This window comes from Nocardia sp. NPDC058658 (genome assembly GCF_042716665.1).
GTDB lineage: Bacteria > Actinomycetota > Actinomycetes > Mycobacteriales > Mycobacteriaceae > Nocardia.
Map to the genome: position 1 here is coordinate 1 of NZ_JBHXRR010000013.1, position 25,106 is coordinate 25,106.

At 67.4% G+C, this 25,106-nt stretch carries 22 protein-coding genes and 1 rRNA gene; 20 read left to right on the forward strand and 3 right to left on the reverse strand.

The genetic code is table 11. The features are described 5' to 3' along the window. The 7 genes from rrf to recN form a co-directional block, all read left to right on the forward strand. A 5S ribosomal RNA gene (rrf, locus tag ACFWUP_RS19225) occupies window positions 1-91 on the forward strand; the annotation flags it as partial. Between the two features lie 2,099 nt (window positions 92-2,190). After that, on the forward strand, window positions 2,191-3,294 hold the full coding sequence (locus ACFWUP_RS19230) for a hypothetical protein (protein WP_379236289.1): 1,104 nt from the start codon (window positions 2,191-2,193) through the stop codon (window positions 3,292-3,294). Window positions 3,295-3,694: 400 nt separating this feature from the next. After that, entirely contained in the window at window positions 3,695-4,588 is an 894-nt protein-coding gene (locus tag ACFWUP_RS19235; protein ID WP_379236050.1) for an HAD-IIA family hydrolase, read from the forward strand. A gap of 13 nt (window positions 4,589-4,601) precedes the next feature. Further along, window positions 4,602-4,886, forward strand: a complete 285-nt coding sequence (locus tag ACFWUP_RS19240) for a hypothetical protein (RefSeq protein WP_379236052.1) — start codon at window positions 4,602-4,604, stop codon at window positions 4,884-4,886. Window position 4,887: 1 nt separating this feature from the next. After that, complete coding sequence (locus ACFWUP_RS19245; protein ID WP_379236054.1) at window positions 4,888-5,709, forward strand: TlyA family RNA methyltransferase; 822 nt, start codon at window positions 4,888-4,890, stop codon at window positions 5,707-5,709. Then, complete coding sequence (locus ACFWUP_RS19250) at window positions 5,706-6,635, forward strand: NAD kinase (RefSeq protein ID WP_379236056.1); 930 nt, start codon at window positions 5,706-5,708, stop codon at window positions 6,633-6,635. The genes ACFWUP_RS19245 and ACFWUP_RS19250 overlap by 4 nt, the downstream gene beginning before the upstream one ends. Then, a complete protein-coding gene (gene recN, locus ACFWUP_RS19255) occupies window positions 6,635-8,404 on the forward strand; it encodes a DNA repair protein RecN (RefSeq protein ID WP_379236058.1) in 1,770 nt (589 codons plus the stop codon). The genes ACFWUP_RS19250 and recN overlap by 1 nt, the downstream gene beginning before the upstream one ends. Before the next feature lie 334 nt (window positions 8,405-8,738). On the opposite strand, the gene ACFWUP_RS19260 is transcribed toward recN, so the two are convergent. Beyond that, a complete protein-coding gene (locus tag ACFWUP_RS19260; RefSeq protein ID WP_379236060.1) occupies window positions 8,739-9,158 on the reverse strand; it encodes an SRPBCC family protein in 420 nt (139 codons plus the stop codon). Between the two features lie 115 nt (window positions 9,159-9,273). Between ACFWUP_RS19260 and steA the strand changes: the two genes are divergently transcribed. The 3 genes from steA to ACFWUP_RS19275 all read left to right on the forward strand — a co-directional run bounded on the left by steA (window position 9,274) and on the right by ACFWUP_RS19275 (window position 12,846). Next, on the forward strand, window positions 9,274-10,473 hold the full coding sequence (gene steA, locus ACFWUP_RS19265; RefSeq protein WP_379236062.1) for a putative cytokinetic ring protein SteA: 1,200 nt from the start codon (window positions 9,274-9,276) through the stop codon (window positions 10,471-10,473). Continuing rightward, the gene (locus ACFWUP_RS19270; RefSeq protein WP_379236291.1) at window positions 10,470-11,411 is read left to right on the forward strand and encodes a copper transporter; all 942 of its coding nucleotides are present in this window, start codon (window positions 10,470-10,472) and stop codon (window positions 11,409-11,411) included. The genes steA and ACFWUP_RS19270 overlap by 4 nt, the downstream gene beginning before the upstream one ends. A gap of 163 nt (window positions 11,412-11,574) precedes the next feature. Next, window positions 11,575-12,846 carry an acyl-CoA dehydrogenase family protein gene (locus ACFWUP_RS19275; protein ID WP_379236064.1) on the forward strand — a complete coding sequence of 424 codons (1,272 nt, stop codon included), beginning with the start codon at window positions 11,575-11,577 and terminating at the stop codon, window positions 12,844-12,846. A gap of 37 nt (window positions 12,847-12,883) precedes the next feature. Here ACFWUP_RS19275 and ACFWUP_RS19280 read toward each other — a convergent pair whose 3' ends face one another. Further along, entirely contained in the window at window positions 12,884-13,492 is a 609-nt protein-coding gene (locus ACFWUP_RS19280; protein ID WP_379236066.1) for a TetR/AcrR family transcriptional regulator, read from the reverse strand. 249 nt (window positions 13,493-13,741) lie between these two features. Here ACFWUP_RS19280 and ACFWUP_RS19285 point away from each other — a divergent pair, with 249 nt between their 5' ends. The 9 genes from ACFWUP_RS19285 (at window position 13,742) to der (ending at window position 23,411) form a co-directional block, all read left to right on the forward strand. Beyond that, window positions 13,742-15,463, forward strand: a complete 1,722-nt coding sequence (locus ACFWUP_RS19285) for a CTP synthase (protein WP_379236067.1) — start codon at window positions 13,742-13,744, stop codon at window positions 15,461-15,463. Between the two features lie 10 nt (window positions 15,464-15,473). Beyond that, window positions 15,474-16,133, forward strand: coding sequence for an NUDIX domain-containing protein (locus ACFWUP_RS19290; protein ID WP_379236069.1), 660 nt, complete (start codon window positions 15,474-15,476; stop codon window positions 16,131-16,133). A gap of 38 nt (window positions 16,134-16,171) precedes the next feature. Continuing rightward, a complete protein-coding gene (gene xerD / locus ACFWUP_RS19295) occupies window positions 16,172-17,104 on the forward strand; it encodes a site-specific tyrosine recombinase XerD (RefSeq protein WP_379236071.1) in 933 nt (310 codons plus the stop codon). A 247-nt stretch (window positions 17,105-17,351) separates the two neighbouring features. Continuing rightward, a complete protein-coding gene (locus ACFWUP_RS19300; RefSeq protein ID WP_228538008.1) occupies window positions 17,352-18,185 on the forward strand; it encodes a ParA family protein in 834 nt (277 codons plus the stop codon). After that, a complete protein-coding gene (locus tag ACFWUP_RS19305; protein ID WP_379236073.1) occupies window positions 18,182-19,066 on the forward strand; it encodes a segregation and condensation protein A in 885 nt (294 codons plus the stop codon). Before ACFWUP_RS19300 ends, ACFWUP_RS19305 begins: the two co-directional genes overlap by 4 nt. 70 nt (window positions 19,067-19,136) lie before the next feature. After that, a complete protein-coding gene (scpB, locus tag ACFWUP_RS19310) occupies window positions 19,137-19,793 on the forward strand; it encodes an SMC-Scp complex subunit ScpB (protein ID WP_379236075.1) in 657 nt (218 codons plus the stop codon). A gap of 8 nt (window positions 19,794-19,801) precedes the next feature. Then, the gene (locus tag ACFWUP_RS19315; protein WP_379236077.1) at window positions 19,802-21,256 is read left to right on the forward strand and encodes a pseudouridine synthase; all 1,455 of its coding nucleotides are present in this window, start codon (window positions 19,802-19,804) and stop codon (window positions 21,254-21,256) included. Between the two features lie 38 nt (window positions 21,257-21,294). Then, the gene (gene cmk, locus ACFWUP_RS19320) at window positions 21,295-21,999 is read left to right on the forward strand and encodes a (d)CMP kinase (RefSeq protein ID WP_379236293.1); all 705 of its coding nucleotides are present in this window, start codon (window positions 21,295-21,297) and stop codon (window positions 21,997-21,999) included. Then, window positions 21,996-23,411, forward strand: a complete 1,416-nt coding sequence (gene der, locus ACFWUP_RS19325; RefSeq protein ID WP_379236078.1) for a ribosome biogenesis GTPase Der — start codon at window positions 21,996-21,998, stop codon at window positions 23,409-23,411. Before cmk ends, der begins: the two co-directional genes overlap by 4 nt. A 52-nt stretch (window positions 23,412-23,463) precedes the next feature. Here der and ACFWUP_RS19330 read toward each other — a convergent pair whose 3' ends face one another. Then, the gene (locus ACFWUP_RS19330; protein ID WP_379236080.1) at window positions 23,464-24,060 is read right to left on the reverse strand and encodes a TetR/AcrR family transcriptional regulator; all 597 of its coding nucleotides are present in this window, start codon (window positions 24,058-24,060) and stop codon (window positions 23,464-23,466) included. 90 nt (window positions 24,061-24,150) lie between these two features. On the opposite strand from ACFWUP_RS19330, the gene ACFWUP_RS19335 reads away from it, so the two are divergent. Then, window positions 24,151-25,038 (forward strand): alpha/beta fold hydrolase, encoded by an 888-nt coding sequence (locus ACFWUP_RS19335; RefSeq protein WP_379236082.1) that lies wholly within the window; start codon window positions 24,151-24,153, stop codon window positions 25,036-25,038. Window positions 25,039-25,106 lie beyond the last annotated feature (68 nt).

A 25,106-nucleotide genomic window follows, 5' to 3' on the forward strand; every position in this document is an offset into this window, starting at 1 on the left:
GCCCGGTCCCATTCCGAACCCGGAAGCTAAGGCCACCTGCGCCGATGGTACTGCACTCGACAGGGTGTGGGAGAGTAGGACACTGCCGGAACATCCTTCGCGATAGGGGACCCTTCTTGGGTCCCCTATCGGCGTTTGTGGACTCGATACGAGTTCGGTACGCCAGGCGGACGATGCCCCGTCCTTCGTCCGTGGTTGAATTCTTAGTGGCGGGGCCATTGACAACACTCCCCGCAAGGTCGGGGAACCTAGAGAGGGATCGCCGTGTCGGAACACAACGACGGACGGAAGCCTTTCCGCCGGGACGGAGACGCCCCCGGTTTCGGCCGGCGCGGCGAACCGACCGATCGACCCCGCGGCGGACACGGTGACAATCGCGGTGCGGGCCGCGGCGAAGGTGGCGGTTACCCCAAGCGCGACGACGCCGGCCGCTCGAGCAGCTCCGATCGTGGCGGATTCCGTCGCAACGACGACAATCGCGGCTCCGGCCGTCCCGAGGGCCAGCGTGGCGGATACAACCGCGACGATCGCGGCGGTAGCTCCGACCGTGGCGGATTCAAGCGCAACGACAGTGGCGACCGTGGCGGTTATCAGCGCCGCGATGACGCCGGCCGTGGCGGCTCGAGCGATCGCGGTGGATTCAAGCGCAATGAGGGCGGCAGTGACCGTTCGTCCGGTGGTTTCGATCGCGGCGGCGACCGTGGTGGATACCGCGGCAACGACGACCGTCCCCGCGGCGGCTCCTCGGATCGTGGCGGCTACCAGCGTCGCGACGACAACAAGAGTGGCTACCCCAAGCGCGACGATGCAGGTCGCGGTGGCTACCAGAAGCGCGATGACAACGATCGCGGCGGCTACCAGAAGCGTGACGACAACGATCGCGGCGGGTTCAAGCGCAGCGACAGCGGTGACCGTGGTGGATACCAGCGTCGTGATGATGCGGGCCGTGGTGGTTCCGGTGATCGTGGTGGATTCAAGCGTAATGAGGGCGGCAGCGGCCGTCCGTCCGGTGGTTTCGATCGCGGCGGCGACCGTGGTGGATACCGCGGCAACAACGATGACCGTCTCCGCGGCGGCTCGGATCGCGGCGGCTACCAGCGTCGCGACGACAACAAGAGTGGTTACCCCAAGCGCGACGACGCAGGTCGCGGCGGCTACCAGAAACGCGATGACAACGATCGCGGCGGTTACCCGAAGCGCGATGACGCCGGTCGCGGTGGTTACCAGAAGCGTGACGACAACGATCGCGGTGGATTCAAGCGCAGCGACAGTGGTGACCGCGGCGGCTACCAGCGTCGCGACGACGCCGGTCGTGGCGGCTCGAGCGATCGCGGTGGCTCCGGCGACCGTGGTGGGTTCAAGCGCAACGACGGTGGCAGCGACCGTTCGTCCGGTGGATACCGTGGCAACGATCGTCCCGGTGGCGGTTCGGGCGGCGGGTTCCGTCGCAACGAAGGTGACGACCGTTCGCGCGGTAGCTCCGATCGCGGTAGCGACCGTGGTGGCAGCTCCGATCGTGGCGGCTTCCGTCGCAATGACAGTGATGACCGTTCGCGCGGTGGATCCTCGGATCGTGGCGGCTACCAGAAACGTGACGACAAGGGTGGTTACCCGCGTCGCGACGACAGCGGCAAGGGCGGCTACCAGCGTCGCGACGATGATCGCGGACCCCGGCGTGACGATGACCGTGGTGGGTTCAAGCGTGACGCCCGCACCGCAGGTCAGGGCAGGTTCGTCGGCGAGGACGGCAAGCCGCTCAACGGCACCTACCGCGAGAAGCGCACCGAGCGCGAAAGCGATGTGCTCGGTGTCGTCTCGGCCGCGGCTGCTGACGACGTCGACGAGTCGACCATCGAACGTGACGACAGCACGGCCACGGCCGGTGCATCGGACACCGCAGCAGCGAGCGACAAGTCATCAGCGTCCACTGAGCAGTCCGAGGACACTTCAGCCGAGCGCTCGGAGCCGAGTGCGGCTCGGGTAGCCGACGGCGACCGGACCGCGGAAGCTGCGAACAGCGGCGTCCGCGATGCCGCAGACGACCGTTCGCGTGGCACGGATCGCGATGAGTCCGATAACGACAACTCGGACCTCGACGACCGGTCCCGCACCGCGGATCGTGACGAGCGTTCGCCTGCGGCCGATCTCGATAACGGGTCTGATACCGCGGATCGCGACGAGGCCCCGCCTGTGGCGCATCTCGACGCCCGTTCGGATCTCGACGAGCGTTCGCCTGGCGCTTCGGATCGTGATGAGCCGTCACGTCTTTCGGCCGACGGCGATCGCGACGAGACCTCGCGTGACAACCGTGCGCGTAGTGAATCGGATCGCGACGACCGCTCGCGCAGTTCGGATCGTGACGACCGCTCGCGCAGTTCGGATCGTGACGACCGTGCCGGCAGTTCGGATCGCGACGATCGCCCGCGTGGTGATGATCGCGGCGAGCGGCGTGGATTCGCTGATCGCGGTGTTCGTACGGATCGTGACGACCGTTCGCGTGGCAGATCGGAATCCGGCGCGGCACGGACAGGTGGTTTCGGCGGTGGCGACGATCGTCGCCGTGGCGGTGAAGGTGCCCGTGCGGCCGGTGGGCGACCCGACGATCGTCGGGCGGCTCGTCCCGAAGAGCCGGATCTGCCCGAGGACGTGGTGGCTTCCGATCTGGACCCGGCCGTGCGTCGCGATCTGCTGAGCCTGGACAAGAACAACGCCGATTCGGTGGCCCGGCACATGGTGATGGCCGTCGAGCTGCTCGACGACGATCCGCGCCTGGCGCTGGCCCACGCTCGGGCCGCGCGGCAGCGTGCGGGCCGCATCGCGGTGGTGCGTGAGACCGCCGGTGTGGTGGCCTACCACGCCGAGGAGTGGGCAGAGGCCCTGTCGGAGCTGCGGACCGCGCGTCGTATGTCGGGTGGTGCCGGACTGCTCGCGGTGATGGCGGACTGCGAGCGCGGTCTCGGCAGGCCGGAGCGGGCCATCGAGCTCGGTCGCAGCGAGGAGGCCCAGACACTCACCGGTGACGAAGCCGCCGAGCTGCGGATGGTCGTCGCGGGCGCCCGCATGGACCTGGGTCAGTTCGACCAGGCCGTCGTGACGTTGCAGGCCTCCGATCTGGACCCGTCGCGCACCGGTTCCGCCGCGGCGCGCCTGTTCTACGCCTACGCCGACGCACTGGTCGCGGCAGGCCGGACCGACGAGGGCCTGCAGTGGTTCCTCAACGCCGCCGCCGCCGACCTCGACGACGAAACCGACGCCGAGGAGCGGGCAACCGAACTCACCGGCGACGCACAGTAAACAACGCACAGGCCGCAGGCCGGGGACTTCGAAGGGGTTCCCAGCCTGCGGCCTTTCGCATGTCCGCGGGGCTCGGGGATCAGCGGGCCATACTCAGTCGGCCCGGTTACTGGCGAATGTGGGTCACTGGGCGGCCCGGTAGGCGGATCCGAGGTGGCGGCCACGCGTCGAACAACGGCTCAGCGGCAAGACGACCGGTATCGACATCGGCCGGCGAACTCGGCCCGTAAGCGCCGACCGTAGACGTGGAACCGGGCACACCCGGCCCGAATACGGCCCGCATAACCGATCATGAAGAGTGCGAGCGCTATTCGACAGCCGAGGAGAGCCGAAGCTGTCGGTGCCTTCGCCTAGGGTCGCGGATGTGTTCGACCCGGCAGTGACGACGGAGTGAGGGTGGATGAACCGGCTGCGCGATCAATACGACGCTTTGCTGCTCGACCTGGACGGAACGCTGTACCGCGGACCCGACGTGATCGTGGGTGCGCCGGAAGCGCTTGCCCCGGATGGTGATTCGGCGCAACGGCTCGTCTACGTCACCAACAACGCTTCCCGCGGCCCGGGTGCAGTGGCGCACCACCTGGACGGACTCGGCTACCCGGCCACCGCCGACGATGTGGTGACCAGCGCGCAAGCCGCCGCCCGCATGCTGTCCGAACGTCTGAGCCCGGGCGACAGAGTGCTCGTCGTCGGCACCGACGATCTGGCCGCCGAGGTGAAAGCCGTCGGGCTCGAGCCCATCCGTCGATTCGACGACACCCCACCGGCGGCGGTCGTGCAGGGCCACTCGCCGACGACCGCGTGGCCCGACCTCGCCGAAGCCGCCTACGCCTTACGCTCCGGCGCACTGTGGATCGCCGCCAATGCCGACCGCACCCTGCCCAACGAGCGCGGCCTCGCCCCCGGCAACGGTTCGATGGTTGCCGCCCTGGCCACCGCCTCCGATCGCGAGCCACTGGTGGCGGGTAAGCCGTTCGCGCCGCTGATGGAAGACGCGATCGAACGAGCGGGCACCCGACGCTCGCTGGTGGTGGGCGACCGCCTCGACACCGATATCGAAGGCGCCAACGGCCTCGGCCTCGACTCGCTACTGGTGCTGACCGGAGTCAGCACCCTGGACGAGGCGCTCGGCGCGCCCACCTCCCGGATCCCCACCTACATCGCCGCCACCCTCGACGCACTCAACGACGCCGCACCGGTGGAAGCGGCCGCACCAGCAGACATCGCGGAACTGTTGCGACAGTATCCGGGCCGGGCGGTACGGGTGCGCGCAGCCGATTCGGAAATCCGATAGCGTTGACGCCACGATGAGTACAGCGAGTTCACCGCCGAACGGCGCGTCACAGCCTCCCCGGCCCGGGATTCCCGTGCCGGGTGCTCACCTGCCAGGAGCCCCGGCGCATCAGGAACCGGCCGATCCGAACCGGATCAAGGCCGACGTCGACGCACTGCTCGCCGAACTCGGCCCCCGTGCGGCCGTGAGCCCGGCGGAGAACACCGAGACCGGCGCCGACATCACCCGTCGTGCGCGCATCCTCGAGCAAGCGCACGACGTGCTGGTCGACGCGCTCGCGACCGTGGACAAGATCTGAGGTGGCCAGACGAGCGCGCGTGGACGCCGAACTGGTTCGCCGCGGATTGGCGCGATCGCGAGAACACGCGGTCGAACTGATCAGCGCGGGCCGCGTCCTGATTGCCGGCACCGTCGCCGTGAAACCGGCGACGGCCGTGGAGACCGGAACCCCGCTGATCGTGCGGGAAGAACCCGACGAGGTGTCGTGGGCGTCGCGGGGTGCGCACAAACTGCTCGGCGCGCTCGAGGCGTTCGAGCCGGAGGGTGTCAGCATCGCGGGTAAGCGGTGTCTGGACGCGGGCGCGTCGACCGGTGGGTTCACCGACGTGCTGCTCAACAAGGGCGCGAGCGAGGTGGTCGCGGTCGACGTCGGCTACGGCCAGTTGATCTGGCGACTGCAGAACGATGACCGGGTGACAGTGTTCGACCGCACCAACGTGCGCAACATCACTCCCGAATCCATCAGCGGCACAGTCGAAATCGTCGTCGGCGACCTGTCGTTCATCTCGCTCGCACTCGTTCTGCCCGCCCTGGCTGCCTGCGCCGCCGACGGCGCCGATCTGCTGCCGATGGTGAAGCCGCAGTTCGAGGTCGGCAAGGACCGGGTCGGTTCGGGCGGAGTGGTGCGTGATCCGGCGCTGCGCATCGAAGTGGTGTGTGATGTCGCGACCGCGGCCGCCGCGCTCGGGCTGCGCACGCTGGGTGTGGTCGCCAGTCCGTTGCCCGGTCCGTCGGGCAATGTCGAGTATTTCCTGTGGCTGCGCAAGGTCGGCCCGTTCGACTACGACGCCGAACAGGTGCGGGCGCTGGTCGCGAAGGCTGTCGAGGAGGGTCCGCAGTGAGTACGCATGTCGGCGGCAGGGAGATCCTGCTCGTCGCCCACCCTGGTCGCGCGGAGATCATCGAGACTGCGCACCGGGTGGCGAAGATCTTCGCCGAAGCGGGCATCTGCCTGCGGGTACTCGCCGACGAGGCCGACAGCACCCGGTTCGAGGACGAAGCCGGATACCCGGTGCGGGTGGTGCCGCACAGCCCGTCGGCGGCGCAGGGCTGTGAGATGGTGCTCGCCCTCGGCGGCGACGGCACGTTCCTGCGCGCGGCCGAACTCGGCAGGCCCGCCGGGGTGCCGGTGCTCGGAATCAACTTGGGCCGCATCGGTTTTCTCACCGAAGCCGAGGCCGAGAACCTCGACGAAGCGCTTTCCCAGGTGGTCGACCGCGACTACCAGGTCGAAAACCGGATGACCATCGATGTCACCGTGCGCGTCGACGACACGATCGTCGAACGCGGCTGGGCGCTCAACGAGGCCAGCCTCGAGAACGCCCAGCGGATGGGTGTGCTGGAAGTGGTCCTCGAAGTGGACGGACGGCCGGTCTCGGCGTTCGGCTGCGACGGCATCCTCATCTCCACCCCCACCGGGTCGACCGCCTACGCGTTCTCGGCGGGCGGGCCGGTGGTGTGGCCCGAACTGGAGGCCATGCTGGTGATCCCGAGCAACGCCCACGCGTTGTTCGCGCGGCCACTGGTCACCAGTCCGGAGTCGCTCATCGCGGTGGAAACCGTGGCGACCGGGCACGACGCGATCGTTTTCCTCGACGGCAGACGCACCCTCGCGTTGCCGCGTGGCGGCCGCGCCGAAATGGTGCGCGGCGAACGTCCGGTGCGGTGGGTGCGCCTGGATTCAGCGCCCTTCGCCGACCGGATGGTGCGCAAGTTCCAGCTGCCGGTCACCGGCTGGCGGGGCAGACAGCGAACGGAAGAGCACTGATGCTGACAGAGATCAGGATTGACGGACTCGGTGTCATCTCGACGGCCACCGCGCAGTTCCATGCCGGTCTGACCGTGCTCACCGGTGAGACCGGTGCGGGCAAGACCATGGTTGTCACCAGCCTGCACCTGCTCAGCGGTGCGCGGGCGGACGCGGGACGGGTACGGCTCGGCGCGGCGAAAGCCGTGGTGGAGGGCCGTTTCGTCGTCGACGACGTGAACGAGGCGGCGCGCGCGGCGGTCGGGGAGGTACTGGAATCGGCGGGCGCCGAGGCCGACGAGGACGGCAGCGTGATCGCGGTCCGCACCGTCAACAGCGACGGACGTTCGCGCGCCCATCTGGGTGGGCGCGGGGTGCCCGCCGCGGTGCTCGGCGAGTTCACCTCCCGGCTGCTGACCGTCCACGGCCAGAACGACCAGTTGCGGTTGCAGCGACCCGAACAGCAACTGTCGGCGCTCGACCAGTTCGCCGGTGACGGCGTCGCCGGACTGCTGCGCAAGTACCAGGTGCATCGCCGATCCTGGCTGGACGCGCGCACCGAACTGCTCGAACGCACCGCGCGCAGTAGGGAATTGGCACTCGAAGCCGACCGCCTCAAGCACTCCCTCGGCGAAATCGACGAGATCGCGCCCGAACCCGGTGAGGACACCCGCCTGGTCGCCGAGATCCGCAGGCTCAGCGACCTCGATTCGCTGCGTGAGGCGGCCGTCGCCGCGCACGAGTCGCTGTCGGGCCCCAGTGACGCACCGGCCGACGGTGGGGGCGTGCTCGACCTGCTCGGTGTCGCCCGAGCCCGCCTGGATTCCGCCGACGACCCGGCGCTGGCCGCGCTGGCCCCGCGGCTGGGCGAGGCGATCGCGGTGGTCGTCGACGCGGCCACCGAACTCAGCAGCTACCTGTCGGAATTGCCGTCCGATCCCAGCGCGCTGGACTCGATGCTCAACCGTCAGGCCGAACTCAAATCGCTGACCCGCAAATACGCACCCGACATCGACGGCGTGATCGCGTGGGCCGACGAATCGCGTTCGCGCCTGGACTCTCTCGACGTGTCCGAAGACGCGCTGGCCAAGCTGGCCGGTGAGGTCGAGACCGCCGCAGGCAAGGTGCGCGAGGCGGCCCGCAAGCTCAGCGCCGCCCGCGCCAAGTCGGCGGGCAAGCTGGCGAGCGCGGTGAGCACCGAACTCGGCGGGCTGGCGATGGGCAAGGCGCGCCTGGAAGTCCAGGTTCGTCCGATGCAGGCGAGCCCGCAGGATTCGGCGCCGCTCGACGTCGACGGTGTGCTGCTGCACGCCGGGTCCAATGGCTGCGACGAAGTGGAATTCCGGCTCTCCGCCCATTCCGGCGCGCAGTCGCTGCCGCTGAGCAAGAGCGCTTCGGGCGGTGAGCTCTCGCGGGTGATGTTGGCGCTGGAAGTGGTGCTCGCGGGTTCAGACCACGGCGCGACCATGGTGTTCGACGAGGTCGACGCCGGTGTCGGCGGCCGGGCAGCGGTGGAGATCGGCAAGCGCCTCGCACGCCTGGCCCGCACCCACCAGGTCATCGTCGTCACCCACCTACCCCAGGTGGCCGCCTTCGCCGACACCCACCTGGTGGTCAACAAGTCCGACGACGGAAAAGGCAAGGTGGACAGCGGAGTTCGCACGCTGACCGACGAGGAACGCGTAGTGGAACTGGCCCGCATGCTCGCCGGCCTCGACGACACCGAGACCGGCCGAGCTCACGCGGAAGAACTACTCGAAACCGCCCGAGCCGAGCGACTACCTGCCTGAATCAGCGATCACCACTAGCCACACCGCATACCCCAGATCCGCCGTGACCGCACGACCCAGCCCCCACCTGCGACCCATAGGGAGCAGCGGCCACGCAGTGGCCGGTCGCGGCCGGGTCGCCGGTTAGCCGCCGGGGCGCACGCGACGAAGGAGCAAGCCCCGGTGGGCGGGGCGGGGGCGGGGTTACGCCCGGGGGCCCCACGCCCCCTCTCAGCAAGCCCCGGTGGCTAACCGGCGACCCCTAGGAGCCGCGACTCGAGCGCGCCAGCGCTCCAATAAACACAGCCAGTGCCTCATGGACTACCGAACACCGAGTCCCGAGGTCCACCAAACGTCAGCGCAGGGCTTTACGAACCCCGCCGAGGAGCTGATTGGTCAGCTGACGCAGACCGAACTCCAGCACCGGCGCGGGCACGGGCAGCGACGGCTGGGAGTCCATCGTGTACACCACGCGGGTGCCACCCTCGGTGGTGTCGGTGAAGTCGATCGTGCCGACGTGCCGCTTGACCGGCGCACCCTTGACGATCTTGTACTCCATCCGCTCGCCGGGGACCAGCGCGGTGATCTCCTCGGTGACGCCCACCTTGCCGAAACCGAGCAGGTGCTGGGCGCCGACGCCGGTGGCCGGATCGCCGGCCTTGACCAGCTTGACCTGGATCGGCAGGTACGGGCTGACGCTCTCACGCTCGGTGAAGAGGCGGTAGACGATGTCGCGAGGTGCGTCGAAAACCGTCTCGACGGTGCTACGTGGCATGAATGTGTCTCCTGTCCGAAATGTCTGTGACCCGGAGCATACGGGTAGTGGCAGACCGTGCTCCGACCGGCGCGCCTCCACCAAAGGTTGAGGGTTTGGCTTCATCATCGGCCTCATGAAGATGCCGGCGCTGTTGTCACGGAACACGGAAACGCTGCCCGGTGTCGCCGGGATCGCCCGGGTCGATCGCGATACCGGACGACTGCTGCGGCGGGTGGGTCCAGGGGACGTGGTCGTCCTCGACGCGACCGATCTGGACCGCCACACCGCCGACCGACTGGTCGAGGCCGGGGTGCTGGCGGTGATCAACACCTCGCCGTCGATCTCCGGCCGGTATCCCAATCTGGGCCCGGAAGTGTTGGTGGCCAACGGGATCGTCCTCATGGACACCGTGTCCTCCGACGCATTCGGCAAGATCAAGGACGGCGCCAAGGTGCGCATCGACGGCGGCATCGTCTACGCCGACAAGCTGACCAAGAAGGAACCCGATGTCCTGGTCGAGGGCATCGAGTTCGACGAGGCGACCATCGCCGACCGAATGATCGAGGCGCGCAACGGACTCGCCGATCACCTCGACGCGTTCGCGGGCAACACCACCGAATTCGTGCGTACCGAGAGCGCGCTGCTGATCGACGGTGTCGGCGTGCCCGATATCGAGTTGGACATGCGCGACCGGCACGTGGTCGTGATCGCCGACGGCTCGGGCCATCTCGAGGAATTGCAGCGGCTCAAGCCGTTCATCAAGGAGTACGCGCCGATTCTGATCGGTGTCGGCAGCGGCGCCGACACCTTGCGCAAGCTCAAGTACACCCCCGACCTGATCGTCGGCGATCCCGACGAGATCAGCACGGAGACATTGAAATCCGGGGCGGAGATGATCCTGCCCGCCGACACCGACGGTCACGCCAACGGACTCGAGCGCATCCAGGATCTCGGGATCGGCGCCACCACCTTTCCGTCCTCGGGTTCGCCGACCGACCTCGCGTTGATGCTGGCCGACCACCACGGCGCGTCGCTGATCGTGCTGGCAGGCGCGCACGCCTCGCTCGAGGATTTCTTCGACCGTGGCCGTCGCGACAGCAATCCGGCCACGTTCCTGACCCGGTTGAAGGTCGGTTCGAAGCTGGTCGACGCGAACGCGGTGTCGACCCTGTACCGGCATCGTTCCGCGGGCGCCGCGGTGGCACTGGTGGTGCTGGCCGCGCTGGTGGCGATCGTGGTGGTGATCCTGGCCTCGCGCAGTGGGTCCGAGGTGCTGGACTGGGCGATCGAGTACTGGAACAGCTTCGTCCTGTGGGTGCGTGGTCTGCTGTGATCTCGTTGCGTCAACACGCCATCTCGATCGCGGCGATCTTCCTCGCGCTGGCGATCGGGGTGGTCCTCGGTTCGCACACCCTCGCCGGTGACATGATCTCGGGCCTGCGCTCGGACAAAACCGGCCTGAACACCCAGGTGGACGAGCTGTCCGCGCAGAACGCGCAGCTCACGGCCCGTCTCGATGCCGCCGACCAGTTCATCGCGGGCGCGGCACCCCGCATCCTGAACGGCACCCTAGCCGACCGCACTGTCGTCGTCCTCACCACCCCCGACGCCGACCCCGCCGACATCGACGGCGTGAGCAAGTCCCTACAAACAGCAGGCGCCACGATCACTGGCCGCATCGCTCTCACCGACTCCTTCGTCGACGCGGGGGAGGGCGACCGCATGCGCTCCACCCTGACCAACATCGTCCCCGCGGGCGCCCAGCTCAACACCGGCGCCGTAGACCAGGGCAGCCTCGCAGGCGACCTCCTCGGCCTGTCCCTGCTCCAAGATCCCACCACCAACCGCCCCCGCAGCACCCCCGAGGAACTGTCCCTCATCCTCGAAACCCTCCGAGGCGGCAATTTCCTCACCTACACCGACCCCCCGACGAGACCAGCGCAGCTCGCGGTCGTGATCACAGGCAACGGTGTCGAACCCGACGCAGGCCAGGGCGCGACGGTCGCCCGCTTCACCGCCGCCCTCCGGGCACGAGCCGCGGGCACAGTCCTCGCAGGCCGCCCGGGCGCCGCCGAGGGCAACGCCGCGATCGCCAACGTCCGAGCCCAGGCCCCCCTCGCGACCACGGTCACCACGGTCGACAACATCGACCGCGAAATAGGTCGGGTGACAACAACACTCGCCCTCACAGAACAACTCACCGGCGGTGCGGGCCGCTACGGAACAGGCACCTCTGCGACCTCGCTGACCCTGGTGGCCATGCCCCGCTGATCGAGCACCACCTTCGTGTACGCGGTGGCAAGCGTCGATGTCGGAGTCGACTCTTCGGTCGATTGAAAGACAGATGGTTGAAAAGTGTCTACCTTTCTATCGAGGACGTCGTCATGACATCGCCATGCGCCTGCCCTAGCTCACGAATCTTGGAGAGACAACGATGTTCGAATGGTCCGAGACCGATGAGATGATCCGCGAATCCGTTCGCGCGTTCATCGACAAGGAAGTTCGTCCCCACATCGACGAGCTCGAGCACGGCGACCTGCCGCCCTACGACATCATGCGCAAGCTGTTCGCCGACTTCGGCATCGATGTCATGGCCGGTGAGGCGGTGGACAAGATGCTGGCCAAGGAACAGGCCAAGGCCGACCGGATCGCCGCGGGCGAACCCGCACCCGAGAAGAAGTCCTCGGACAAGAAGAAGTCCGGTGCGAATCCCCTGGCCGCCCAGGGCAGCATGGCCGCGGTCGTGGTCAGCGAAATGACCGGTGTCACCCTGGGTAGTGTCGCCGCGGTCGGTGTGAGCCTCGGGCTCGGTGCGGCGACGGTCGCCGCGCGCGGCACCCTGGCGCAGAAGCAGCGCTGGCTCAAGGACATCGTCACCTTGGAAAAGGTTGCGGCGTGGGCGATTACCGAGCCCGACTCCGGTTCGGACGCCTTCGGCGGCATGAAGACCTACGTCCGCCGCGATGGCGAGGACTACATCCTCAACGGCCAGAAGACCTTCATCACCAACGGTCCGTTCGCCGACACCGTGGTCGTCTACGCCAAGCTCGACGAGGGCGACGGCGGCGACAAGCGCGAACGCAAGGTGCTCACCTTCGTGCTCGACAAGGGCATGGAAGGGTTCACCCAGGGCAAGCCGTTCAAGAAGATGGGCATGCACTCCTCGCCGACGGGGGAACTGTTCTTCGACAACGTGCGCCTGTCCAAGGATCGACTGCTCGGTGAGACCGAGGACCACAAGGGTGGCGACGGTCGCGAGAGCGCGCGCTCGAGCTTCATCGTCGAACGCGTCGGCTGCGCGATCCTGTCGATGGGCATCATCAACGAATGTCACCGGCTCTGCATCGACTACGCCAAGTCGCGCAAGCTGTGGGGTCAGGAGATCGGCCGGTTCCAGCTGGTTCAGTTGAAGCTGGCCGAAATGGAGATCGCGCGCCTCAATGTCGAGAACATGGTGTTCAACGCGTTGGAGAGCTTCGCGGCGGGCAAGATGCCGACCCTGGCCCAGGCGTCGGCGATGAAGCTGTACTCGACCAAGGCCGCGACCGATGTGGCGATGGAAGCGGTGCAGTTGTTCGGCGGCAACGGCTACATGGCCGAATACCGCGTCGAGCAGCTGGCGCGGGACGCGAAGTCGCTGATGATCTACGCGGGCAGCAACGAGATCCAGGTGACCCACATCGCCAAGGGCTTGCTCGCCGAGTGATGTCCGGAGTGCTCGCCGGCCGCCCGCACCCGGGCGGTCAGCGAGCCTGCGCGAGCAGATGGTCACGGATCGGCAGCAGGAACTGCCGCGCGAAATCCTCGGCGACGTCCGGCGCCGTCATATCGGCCAGTTGTGTCGGGATCAGCATGTAGGTGTGGAACATGCGGGCGACGTGCTCGGCGAACACCGCGCGTGACTCCGCGGGCAGGTCCTGGGTACCCATCGCCGACTCGACCAGTGCCCGCCCCATCAGCAAAGCTCGACTCTCACCGATGATCGCCGGCTGCAAGATCTCCGGATTGACCGCGCGAACAGTACTCAACGCCTTATTGCCGAACAGCAACCGAAAAGCATGGGCGAACCCGTAGACGAGCTGGTCCTCACCGTTGTCGTGCTGGTCGAGAACGGTTTGCACATCGGCGAAGAACCGCGCCAACTGATCGTCGATCATCGCCGCGATCAGGTCGTCCCGACCGGAGAAATGCAAATACAGGGTGGCTCTGCCGACCCGAGCTCGCCGCGCGATCTCCTCCATCGCAACCTTGCGCAGCCCCGTGGTCTCCGCCATCTCGACCGCGGCAGCAAGAATCCGCCCACGGGTATCGGATCCCGCGTCACTGCCCGACGCCTTCACTAGCGGTCTCATCAGGCCGATCCTATCGCCGCACCCACTGGTAGCCGCACCTCACCGATTGAGAACCTCACCACCTCCCATCGCAAGCGCGCGTGACTCGCGTAAACGACGTAACAACTGATCACGCAAGAACATCGGTAACTCACCGGGCACGCCCAGCTGTCTCCCCGCGCCTCTCCGCCGGCCCGCGAGACCAACACGCCGCCCGCAAACGACCGGCAAAATACGCGGAGAGGCGGACTAGCGGTACAGTGGTGGTCCGTGGGTCATCAACGGAATTCGGCTAAAAGTGCCACCAAGCACATCTTCGTGAGCGGTGGCGTCGCCTCCTCATTGGGTAAGGGTCTCACCGCCTCCAGCCTCGGTCAGCTCCTGACCGCGCGCGGCATGCGGGTGACGATGCAGAAGCTCGACCCGTATCTCAATGTCGATCCGGGCACCATGAACCCGTTCCAGCACGGCGAGGTGTTCGTCACCGAGGACGGTGCCGAGACCGACCTGGACGTGGGTCATTACGAGCGTTTCCTCGATCGCGATCTCACCATGGACGCGAACGTGACCACCGGTCAGATCTATTCGACGGTGATCGCCAAGGAGCGCCGTGGCGAGTATCTGGGCGATACGGTGCAGGTCATCCCGCATATCACCGACGAGATCAAGAACCGCATCCTCGCGATGCAGGGTCCCGATCTCGAGGGGCATGTGCCGGATGTGGTGATCACCGAGATCGGTGGCACCGTCGGTGACATCGAGTCGCAGCCGTTCCTCGAGGCGGCGCGCCAGATTCGTCACGATGTGGGTCGTGACAACGTGTTCTTCCTGCATGTGTCGCTGGTGCCGTATCTGGCGCCGTCGGGTGAGCTCAAGACCAAGCCGACGCAGCATTCGGTGGCCGCGTTGCGCAATATCGGTATCCAGCCCGACGCGCTGATCCTGCGGTGTGACCGTGAGGTGCCGCAGGGTCTGAAGAACAAGATCGCGCTGATGTGTGACGTCGACGTGGAGGCGTGCATTTCCACCCCGGACGCGCCGTCGATCTACGACATCCCGAAGGTGCTGCACAGCGAGGGCCTCGATGCCTACGTGGTGCGCAAGCTCGGGCTGCCGTTCCGTGATGTGGACTGGAAGGTGTGGGGCGATCTGCTCGATCGCGTGCATTCCCCCCGCGAGACCGTCGAGGTGGCGCTGGTCGGCAAGTACGTCGATCTGCCCGATGCCTACCTGTCGGTGACCGAGGCGCTGCGTGCGGGCGGTTTCGCCCATCGCGCCAAGGTGAACATCCGCTGGGTGCCCTCGGACGAGTGCGAGACCGAGGCGGGCGCGCAGGCGGCGTTGCGTGATGTCGACGCTGTGCTGATCCCCGGCGGGTTCGGTATTCGCGGTATCGAGGGCAAGCTCGGCGCGATCGGTTATGCCCGGCACCGGGGTATCCCGCTGCTGGGTCTGTGCCTGGGTCTGCAGTGCGTGGTCATCGAGGCGGCGCGTTCGGTCGGTATCGAGGACGCGAACTCCGCGGAATTCGAGCCCGACACCAAGAACCCGGTCATCTCGACCATGGCCGATCAGGAAGACGTCGTCGCCGGTGAAGCCGATCTGGGCGGCACCATGCGCCTCGGCGCCTACCCCGCCACGCTGAAGAAGGGCTCGGTCGTCGCGCAGGCGTACGGCACCGAGAACGTCTCCGAGCGGCACCGGCACCGGTTCGAGGTGAACAACTCCTACCGCGACGCCATCGCCAAGAGCGGTCTCGTGTTCTCGGGCACCTCGCCCGATGGGCACCTGGTGGAGTTCGTCGAGTATCCGGCTTCGGTGCATCCGTTCTTCGTCGCCACCCAGGCGCACCCGGAGCTCAAGAGCCGCCCGACGCGTCCGCATCCGCTGTTCGCGGCGCTGATCAACGCGGCGTTGAAATATAAACTGGCCGAACGCCTTCCCGTAGACTTCCCCGAGGAAGAGCTGGCTGAGCAGGCCGCGGAACTCTAGGAAGAGGCATATGAGCGAGCCCGGTAGTCACGACTTCGAGACGGTGTCGAGCCGGGTGCTCTACAGCGGCGCGATCCTGGCCCTGCGCCAGGATCAGGTCAGGATGCCGGACGGGCGGGTCGCCGAGCGTGAGGTCATCGAGCATCATGGTGCGGTGGCGGTGCTCGCGCTCGACGACGACGGCAATGTCGTGTTGATCCGGCAGTACCGGCATCCGATCGGTACCCGGTTGCTGGAACTGCCCGCCGGGCTGCTCGATATCGACGGTGAGGACCCGCTCACCGCGGCCAAGCGTGAGCTGGCCGAGGAAACGGGCCTCGCTGCCGCCCAGTGGTCGGTGCTGGTGGATGTGGCATTGTCGCCTGGCTTCACCGACGAGGCGCTTCGCGTGTTCTTCGCGACCGGTCTGAGCAGCACCGACCGGCCCGATCCCGAACACGAGGAAGCCGATCTGGAACTGGTGCGGATGCCTCTCGACGAGGCGGTGCGCGCCGCGTTGGCGGGGGAGATCGTGAACGCGACCGCGGTCGCCGGGGTGCTCGCCTATGCGGCGGCGCGGGCGAGCGGGGTGGGGCTGCGGTCTCCGGATGCGCCGTGGCCCGGTCAGCCGACGAAGTTCCTGCGCCGCAAAGCCGCCGAGGCGCAGGCGAAGCCCGGTAGCGAAGCGTGAACAGCACCGCGACAGTCGTCGGGGACTAGGCGGGGCGCGTGCTCGAGCGGGAGATCGACGCCTACCTCGACCACCTGACGGTCGAGCGCGGAGCCGCGCGTAACACCCTCGGCGCCTACCGTCGCGACCTCGCCCGCTACCGGAACTTCCTCACCGGTCGAGGCGTGGAGAGTTTGCGCGCGGTGGCCCAGGGTGACGTCGCCGAATTCACGATGGCGTTGCGTTCCGGCGGCGCCGATCATCCTGCGCTGGCGGCCGGTTCGGTGGCGCGGGCGTTGATCGCGGTGCGCGGGCTACACCGGTTCGCCGCCGCCGAAGGCATCACGGACACCGATGTGGCGCATGCGGTCAAACCACCCGCGCCGGGTCGCCGGTTGCCCAAAGCGCTGCCCTACGACCAGGTTCTGCGATTGCTCGAATCGGCGGGCGGCGAACCGGACGGTTCCGACGGTGGACCGCGCGGGCTTCGTGATCGGGCACTGCTGGAACTGCTCTATTCCACGGGCGCGCGCATTTCGGAAATGGTCGGACTCGACGTCGACGACATCGACACCGGACAACGCTGTGTGGTGCTGCACGGCAAGGGCGGGAAACAGCGTCTCGTCCCGATCGGCCGCCCCGCCCTCGCCGCCGTCGACGCGTATCTCGTGCGCGGTCGGCCCACTCTCGCCGCGAGCGGAAAAGGTTCCGGCGGAGCGCTTTTCCTCAATGCTCGTGGCGGTCGGCTGTCGCGCCAGAGCGTCTGGCAGGTCTTGCAGACCGCTGCCGAACGCGCCGGAATCGGGTCGACGGTCTCGCCGCACACCCTGCGTCACTCCTTCGCCACCCACCTGCTCGACGGTGGCGCCGACGTGCGTGTGGTGCAGGAACTGCTCGGCCACGCCTCGGTGACCACGACCCAGATCTACACCCTCGTGACCGTGAGCACCCTGCGCGAAGTGTGGGCAGGCGCCCATCCCCGTGCGACATGACCCGTCGTCGATGTGCGCGGAGCAGGTATCGTGCGAACACGCCCGGCGTTGCCATGCCGTACCTCACCGGTCCGAGCGGTAGCGTCTACCCAGAGCTGGACCGAACGAAAGCGAGCCGGTCCCGGATCGGCCTCGCTACCCTCGACAGGGGTTACCGGCAAGGAAAACGTATAAGGAGCAGCGGATCGTGACGACAGCGGAAACACCGTGGGACGGTGGACCGGAACAGGTCACCGAGCCCGTCGAGATGGGCCCGACCGGCCGCCCGCTGCGCCTGGTGCCCGATCCACCGCAGGTCCAGCGCCATGGTGACGCGCTCGTCGTCGCCATGTGCAATCAGAAGGGCGGGGTCGGCAAGACCACCTCGACCATCAATCTCGGTGCGGCACTGGCCGAATACGGTCGTCGCGTGCTGCTGGTCGACCTCGACCCGCAGGGTGCGCTCTCGGCCGGACTCGGTGTGGCACACCACGATCTCGATCTCACCGTGCACGACCTGCTGATCGGCGGCAAGGCCAAGGTCGACGACGTGCTGCAGACCACCAAGGTCGACGGCATGGACCTGTTACCCAGCAACATCGATCTCTCGGCGGCCGAGATCCAGCTGGTCAACGAGGTCGGCCGCGAACAGTCGCTCGGCCGTGCCCTGCACGGCGTGCGCGATCGCTACGACTACATCCTCATCGACTGCCAGCCCTCGCTCGGCCTGCTCACGGTCAACGCGCTGGCCTGTTCCGACGGTGTGATCATTCCGATGGAGTGCGAGTACTTCTCGCTGCGCGGCCTGGCCCTGCTCAACGACACCGTCGAGAAGGTGCGCGACCGCCTCAACCCGCGACTGAGCCTCTACGGCATCGTGGTCACCATGTTCGATGCGCGCCTGCTGCATTCGCGTCAGGTGATGTCGCGGGTGGTCGAGGTGTTCGGCGATCTGGTCTACGACACCGCCATCTCGCGCACCGTGCGCTTCCCCGACGCCAGCGTCGCGGGCGAGCCGATCACCACCTGGTCGCCGAAGTCGGGCGGCGCCGAATCCTATCGCGCGATGGCCCGCGAAGTAATCCACCGGTCGGGCCGGTGATCGGAGCTCCACCTGCGGTGCAAGAAGTACCCGAAGACGCGGTACCGGACGCGGAGAAAACCGGATTTCATCTGCGGCTCACCAATTTCGAGGGGCCGTTCGATCTACTGCTGACCTTGATCAGCTCGCGCAAACTCGATGTCACCGAAGTCGCGCTGCACCAGGTCACCGACGAATTCATCGCCTACACCAAGGCATTGACCGCCGAGCTGGCCGGCAACACCAAGCTGCGCGCGGACAAGATTCTCGATCAGACCACCGAATTCCTCGTCGTCGCCGCCACGCTGCTCGATCTCAAGGCGGCGCGGCTGCTGCCGTCGGGGGAGATGACCGACGCCGACGATCTCGAACTCCTCGACGCTCGCGATCTGCTGTTCGCGCGACTGCTGCAATATCGCGCGTTCAAACAGGTGGCCGAGCTGCTCGCCGAACTCGAGGCCGCGGCCCTGCGTCGGTACCCGCGCTCGGTGGCCCTGGAAGAACAATTCGAAGGGCTGCTGCCCGAGGTGACGCTCGGCGTGGATATCGCCGCGTTCGCCGAGATCGCCGCGGCCGCCTTCCGGCCACGCCCGATCGCCGAAGTTGGGCTCGGGCACCTGCACATGCACACCATCTCGGTCGCCGAACAGGCCGAGGTGGTGCTGGCCCTCTTGAAGCAACGCGGGCCGGGCGGGTGGACGACGTTCGCCGAATTGGTGGTCGACTGCACAGTCCCGGTGGAAATCGTGGCGCGGTTCCTGGCGTTGTTGGAGCTGTATCGCGGTAAGACCATCGCCTTCGACCAACCCGATCCGCTCGGGCCGCTGGCTGTCAGCTGGCTCGGCGAGCTCGACGTGGAGGCGGAAGCGGCGGCGTTGAAGTTCGAGGAGGATTACGGGTGAGCGCATCGGGCCCGCAGGCGCCGGCGCAGAGTGACCACGCAGCGCCCACGATCATCCGAGGAGGCAGAGCATGACCGAAGCAGTGGCGGAATTCACCTCCGAGCCACTCGACGACCTCGAATTGCGCTCGGCCCTCGAGGCCATGTTGCTTGTCGTCGACGCCCCGGCACCGACAGAACAGCTGGCAGCGGCCCTGGACGACACCAGCGAGCGCGTCGAAACCGTGCTGCGCGCGATGGCGGCCGAACTGACCGAACGGGGCAGCGGCATCGACCTGCGTTTCGTCGGTGACGGATGGCGCTTCTATACTCGACAGGAGTACGCGCCCTACGTCGAGCGTGTACTGCTCGACGGGGCCCGGACCAAACTGACCCGGGCCGCCTTGGAAACCTTGGCGGTAGTCGCCTACCGCCAGCCGGTGACCCGCATGCGGGTCAGCGCGGTCCGAGGGGTGAACGTCGACGGAGTGATGCGCACGCTGCTGGCCAGAGGCTTGATCGCGGAAGCGGGTCAGGACCCCGAAACCAACGGCACGTTGTACCGCACCACCGAGTTGTTCCTCGAACGGATCGGGCTCGCCTCTCTCGGCGACCTGCCATTGCTGGCGCCGCTGCTTCCCGGCGTCGATCTGATCGACGAGATCAGCGAGAGCCTGGAAACCGATCCCCGGTTCACCAGGCTGAAGAAACCCGCCGAGTCCGACATGGACCTCGGCACTGACGATTGACAGGACAGATGAATAATTCCGCTCGCCGAGATGGCACACCGGATCGAAGAAATCGCAGCGACCAGCCCCGAAGTGGCGCGAATCGAACCGCGGGCAACCGTGGCGACAGTGCGCGCACCGGGCAGGGGAGCTCTCGCGCAGGTGCTCCCGCCCGCGGCGCGGGTGGCTATCAGCGCGGCAATCAGACAGCAGCCCGTTCCGCGGGCAGCTTCCAGCGTGACGCCGAATCCGGCGGTCGTCGTGGGTCCACCGGTGGTGGCTACCAGCGTGATGACCGTCGTGGTGCGTCCACCGGTGGTGACCGTCGTGGCAGTTCGCCCGGTGGTTACCAGCGTGATGATCGACGTGGTGCCCCGGCCGGTCGCGGCGCGTCCGCCGGTGGTTACCAGCGTGATGACCGTCGTGGTGCCCCCGCCGGTGGTGACCGTCGTGGTCCGTCGGCCGGTGGTTACCAGCGTGACGACCGTCGTGGCGCTCCCGCAGGCGCAGGTCAGCGTGACGACCGTCGCGGCACCGGTGGCGGCTACCCGCGTGGTGACGTCCAGCGGGGCGGCACGGCCGGCCAGCGTAGCGGCGCTTCGGCAGGTACCCAGGCCTTCGCCGCTCGCAAGAAGACCTCCTCGAAGCCGCAGAAGAAGGTCGTCGCTCCGACGATCCTGAACAACGCCAAGCCCGCACGTCACCAGCACGCCGACGTCACCGAGGGCCCCAAGAAGCTCCCGTGGGGCGAAGGCGAACGCCTGCAGAAGGTCCTCGCCAAGGCCGGGGTGGCTTCGCGTCGCGCCGCCGAGGAGATGATCGCCGCCGGTCGCGTCGAGGTCGACGGCAAGATCGTGCGTGAGCAGGGTCTGCGTATCGACGCCGAGAACGCGGTCGTACGCGTCGACGGCACCCGGGTCGTCGTCCGCGACGAACTGGTGCACCTGGTGCTGAACAAGCCGAGGGGCTGGCAGTCCACCATGTCCGACGACCTGGGTCGCCCCTGCGTCGGCGACATCATCGCCGAGCGTATCGCCGCTGGTCAGCGCCTGTTCCACGTCGGCCGTCTGGATGCCGACACCGAGGGTCTGCTGCTGGTCACCAATGACGGCGAGATGGCGCATCGGCTGATGCACCCCTCGTTCGAGGTGCCCAAGACTTACCTGGCCACCGTCGACGGCGAAGTGAACTACCGCCTTGTCGGTAAGCGCTTGCGCGAAGGCGTCGAGCTCGAGGACGGGCCTGCCAAGGTCGACAAGTTCATGATGCTCGAGGCCAACCAGGGCCGGTCGCTGGTGAAGCTCGTGTTGCACGAGGGCCGCAAGCACATCGTGCGTAGGATCCTCGACGAGGTCGGCCACCCGGTGATCCGGCTGGTACGCACCCACATCGGCCCGGTCGCACTGGGTGACCAGCGTCCCGGCACGCTGCGGGTGCTCGGCCGCGACGAGATCGGCAAACTCTACGAGGCGGTGCAGCTGTGAACGGTGTGGACTTTCCCCTGGAGTTCGCCAGTGACCGGATGACCGGTGACGCGACGCTCGTCGTCGCGATGGACGGTCCCTCCGGCACCGGCAAGTCCAGCGTGTCGCGTCGTCTCGCGACGCGTCTGGGTGCCCGCTATCTCGACACCGGTGCCATGTACCGCGTGGCGACCCTGTGCGTGCTGCGTGCGGGCGTCGACCTGACCGACTCGGTCGCGATCGCAGAAACCGTTGCGGCGCTGCCGCTTTCGATCGGCACCGATCCCAGCCACGAGGTCATCGAACTCGACGGCGAGGACGTGTCGAGCGAGATCCGCGGCGATGCCGTCACCAAGGCCGTCTCGGCGGTTTCGGCAGTCGGACAGGTGCGCGAGCAGCTGGTATCCCTGCAGCAGGAGATCGCGGCGTCCTCCGGGCGCATCGTGGTCGAAGGCCGCGATATCGGCACCGTCGTGCTCACCGGCGCCGACGCCAAGATCTACCTCACCGCCTCCCCGGAGGCACGCGCCCAGCGGCGCAACGCCCAGAACATCCGCGAGGGCCGCGGCGACGACTACGAGGCCGTGCTGGCCGACGTGGTCCGCCGCGACACCCTCGACTCCACCCGCACAGTGTCGCCCTTGCGCCCCGCCGCCGACGCGGTGCTCGTCGACACCAGCGACCTGACGATGGCCCAGACCATCGAGGAGCTGTATCGCGTGGTGGCTCAGCAGCTTTCGGCCACGACAGGAGGTCCGCGATGATCGAAGAGATTCTCGTAGGCGACGGAACCTGGACCGACGAGTCCGAGTGGGAAAACCTCGATATCGACGCCGACGGCGAGGGCGAGCAGTTCGTCGCGATGCCGACGCTTGCCGTGGTCGGGCGCCCGAACGTGGGCAAGTCGACCCTGGTCAACCGCATTCTCGGCCGTCGCGAAGCGGTGGTCGAAGACGTTCCCGGCGTCACCCGTGACCGTATTTCGTACGAGGCCAACTGGGCCGGGCGCCGCTTCATGGTGCAGGACACCGGCGGTTGGGAACCCGACGCCAAGGGCCTGCAGGCCCATGTCGCCCGCCAGGCCGAGGTGGCGATGGAAACCGCCGACGCGATCCTGCTCGTCGTCGACGCCACCGTCGGCGCGACCACCACCGACGAGGCCGCGGTGCGCAAGCTGCGCCGCTCCAAGATCCCGGTGATCCTGGTGGCCAACAAGGTCGACGACCAGAAGGTCGAACTCGAGGCCGCCTCGCTGTGGTCGCTCGGACTGGGCGAACCGCGCATGGTCTCGGCCGCGCACGGTCGTGGCACCGGTGACCTCCTCGACGACGTGCTCAGCGCGCTGCCCGAGACCCCGCGCGAAGGCAACGCTGTCGCGGGCCCGCGTCGCGTTGCCCTGGTCGGCAAGCCGAACGTCGGCAAGTCCAGCCTGCTCAACAAGCTGGCGGGCGACGAGCGTTCGGTGGTCCACGATGTCGCGGGCACCACCGTCGACCCGGTCGACTCGCTGGTCGAGCTCGGCGGCAAGACCTGGAAGTTCGTCGACACCGCCGGTCTGCGCCGCAAGGTCTCCAGCGCCACCGGCACCGAGTTCTACGCCTCGCTGCGGACGAAGTCGGCCCTGGAAGCCTCCGAGGTCGCGATCATGCTGATCGACGCCTCGGTGCCGATCACCGAACAGGACCTGCGCGTGATCAGCCTGGTCGCCGACTCCGGTCGCGCGCTGGTGCTGGCGTTCAACAAGTGGGACCTGGTCGACGAGGACCGCCGCTACATGCTCGAGCGCGAGATCGACCGCGATCTCGTGCGCGTGCCGTGGGCGCAGCGGGTCAACATCTCCGCCCACACCGGCCGCGCCGTGGCCAAGCTGGTGCCGCAGATGGAGACCGCGCTCGAGTCCTGGGACAAGCGCATCTCCACCGGTCGCCTGAACACCTGGCTCAAGGAAGTCATCGCGGCCACCCCGCCGCCGATGCGTGGCGGCCGTCAGCCCCGCGTCATGTTCGCCACCCAGGCGAGCACCCGCCCGCCGACGTTCGTGCTGTTCACCACCGGGTTCCTCGAGGCCGGCTACCGCCGCTTCCTCGAGCGTCGCCTGCGCGAGGAGTTCGGCTTCGACGGTTCGCCGGTGCGCATCTCGGTGCGCGTGCGCGAAAAGAAGGAACGCAAGAAGTAATTCGAGCGTGTACGACACAGCCCCGGCGAATTCCGCCGGGGCTGTTCGTATTTCAGGCGTCGAGCACGCGGTCGAGCAGGTGATCGACCAATTGTGTTGCGCGCGAGGCATAGTCGTCGTTGGTGAGCATGCCCTGTGCCAGCCCGCCGACCGCGAGCAGGATCACCTCGGCGTCGGTGAACAGCGCCTTGTCGTCGGTATCGGTCCCGCGCAACTGCCGCAGCTGGCCGGCGATCGCGTCGACGATGTAGTTGGGCGCCCCTGCGGTGTCGGTGGAGTCGATGTCGGGACCGGCGAGCGCCGCCGCGTGGAAGATGCCGAGGATGATCGCGTCCTGTCGACTCGGCTCGTCCAGCGGCAGCAGCGAGAGCGCGATGATGCGGACGATATCGCGCGGGCCCGCGTCAGGTCCCAGCGTCGCGAACGCCTGCGCCATCCGGGCACCCGAAGCCTCGACGACAGCCCGGTGGGTGGCGAGCAGGAACTCCCGTTTTGTCCCGAAGTAGTACTGCACCGACCGTACCGAGACTCCGGCTTCGGCGGCAACGGATTGAAAGGTCGCGGCTTCGAGCCCGCCCCGCGCGATGACCCGCCGCGCGGCACTGGTGATCGACCTGCGCCGTTCTTCGTGATCGGCCAAACGTGGCACGTCGCCTCCTTCTGTCCCGGCAGGTTTTCATGGTACGCCCATATCACCTTTATGGTATGGTTATATCACCAACGAAGAACAGGGGTGGTCATGGCAAAGCTCGGACGATTCAAGAACGACAAGGCTCGCGAGGAGTACATGCGGACCTATCGAGAACTGGAAAAGCAGTGGCGGATCCCGTCGGCCACGCTCGATGTCAGCACTTCCTACGGCACCACTCGGGTCCGCAAAGCCGGTGCGGGAGAAGGCGTACCGATCGTGCTGATGCACTCCCTCGGCGGCAACAGCCTGTCCTGGGACCATGTGATCGAGGACTTCGCTCGCGATCATCTCGTCTACATGCCCGAGATGATCGGCGCTCCCGGCCTCAGTGTGCAGACAGCACCGCTCGATGAAACGGGCTTCGGTACCTGGTTCGGTGAGGTCCTCGACGGTCTCGGTGTCGACCAGGTCCATCTGGTCGGCTACTCGCAGGGCGGATGGCAGGCGCTGGTCATCGGCACCACCCAGCAGGCGCGGCTGGCCAGCCTGACCGTGGTCGAGCCGACCGGCACGTTGACGAAGATCAAATGGAGCCTGTTGTGGACGATGATCCGCATCGGCGCTCGGCCCACGGACAAGAACCTCCGTAAGATGAACGCACGGCTCAATCCCGGTGTCACCCTGACCGACGCGGAATACGCCGGTGTGAAGGCAGCTCTCGGATACAGCCCCACGATCGGCTACCCGAAGATGTTCACCGACGATCGGCTGGCCACTATCACCACGCCGACGCTGGCGCTGCTCGGGTCGGAGTCGTTGGCGATCAACCCGCAACTCGCCGAACAACGCCTGCGCGACAACGTGCCCTCCTGCGAAGTCGAGATCGTTCCCAAGGCCGGGCACGGCATTTTCCACCAGTTCCCGAAACTGGTGACCTCCCGCATCCTCGACTTCACCCGCCGCTACGAACCGACAGATGCCCGCCACGGCGAGTAGCCGACGCCCGCCACGTCCGTGATCACCCCCGAGAACACTCCCGCAGGCCTGATAATCGACTGAGAACC

What these genes read in the sequence shown, in the direction of transcription:
- ACFWUP_RS19235 (WP_379236050.1), top strand. Translation starts at nt 3,695, where the DNA reads ATGAACCGGCTGCGCGATCAATACGACGCTTTGCTGCTCGACCTGGAC.
- ACFWUP_RS19240 (WP_379236052.1), top strand. Translation starts at nt 4,602, where the DNA reads ATGAGTACAGCGAGTTCACCGCCGAACGGCGCGTCACAGCCTCCCCGG.
- recN (WP_379236058.1), top strand. Translation starts at nt 6,635, where the DNA reads ATGCTGACAGAGATCAGGATTGACGGACTCGGTGTCATCTCGACGGCC.
- ACFWUP_RS19260 (WP_379236060.1), bottom strand. Translation starts at nt 9,158, where the DNA reads ATGCCACGTAGCACCGTCGAGACGGTTTTCGACGCACCTCGCGACATC.
- steA (WP_379236062.1), top strand. Translation starts at nt 9,274, where the DNA reads ATGAAGATGCCGGCGCTGTTGTCACGGAACACGGAAACGCTGCCCGGT.
- ACFWUP_RS19275 (WP_379236064.1), top strand. Translation starts at nt 11,575, where the DNA reads ATGTTCGAATGGTCCGAGACCGATGAGATGATCCGCGAATCCGTTCGC.
- ACFWUP_RS19280 (WP_379236066.1), bottom strand. Translation starts at nt 13,492, where the DNA reads ATGAGACCGCTAGTGAAGGCGTCGGGCAGTGACGCGGGATCCGATACC.
- ACFWUP_RS19290 (WP_379236069.1), top strand. Translation starts at nt 15,474, where the DNA reads ATGAGCGAGCCCGGTAGTCACGACTTCGAGACGGTGTCGAGCCGGGTG.
- ACFWUP_RS19300 (WP_228538008.1), top strand. Translation starts at nt 17,352, where the DNA reads ATGGGCCCGACCGGCCGCCCGCTGCGCCTGGTGCCCGATCCACCGCAG.
- scpB (WP_379236075.1), top strand. Translation starts at nt 19,137, where the DNA reads ATGACCGAAGCAGTGGCGGAATTCACCTCCGAGCCACTCGACGACCTC.
- ACFWUP_RS19315 (WP_379236077.1), top strand. Translation starts at nt 19,802, where the DNA reads ATGAATAATTCCGCTCGCCGAGATGGCACACCGGATCGAAGAAATCGC.
- cmk (WP_379236293.1), top strand. Translation starts at nt 21,295, where the DNA reads ATGACCGGTGACGCGACGCTCGTCGTCGCGATGGACGGTCCCTCCGGC.
- der (WP_379236078.1), top strand. Translation starts at nt 21,996, where the DNA reads ATGATCGAAGAGATTCTCGTAGGCGACGGAACCTGGACCGACGAGTCC.
- ACFWUP_RS19335 (WP_379236082.1), top strand. Translation starts at nt 24,151, where the DNA reads ATGGCAAAGCTCGGACGATTCAAGAACGACAAGGCTCGCGAGGAGTAC.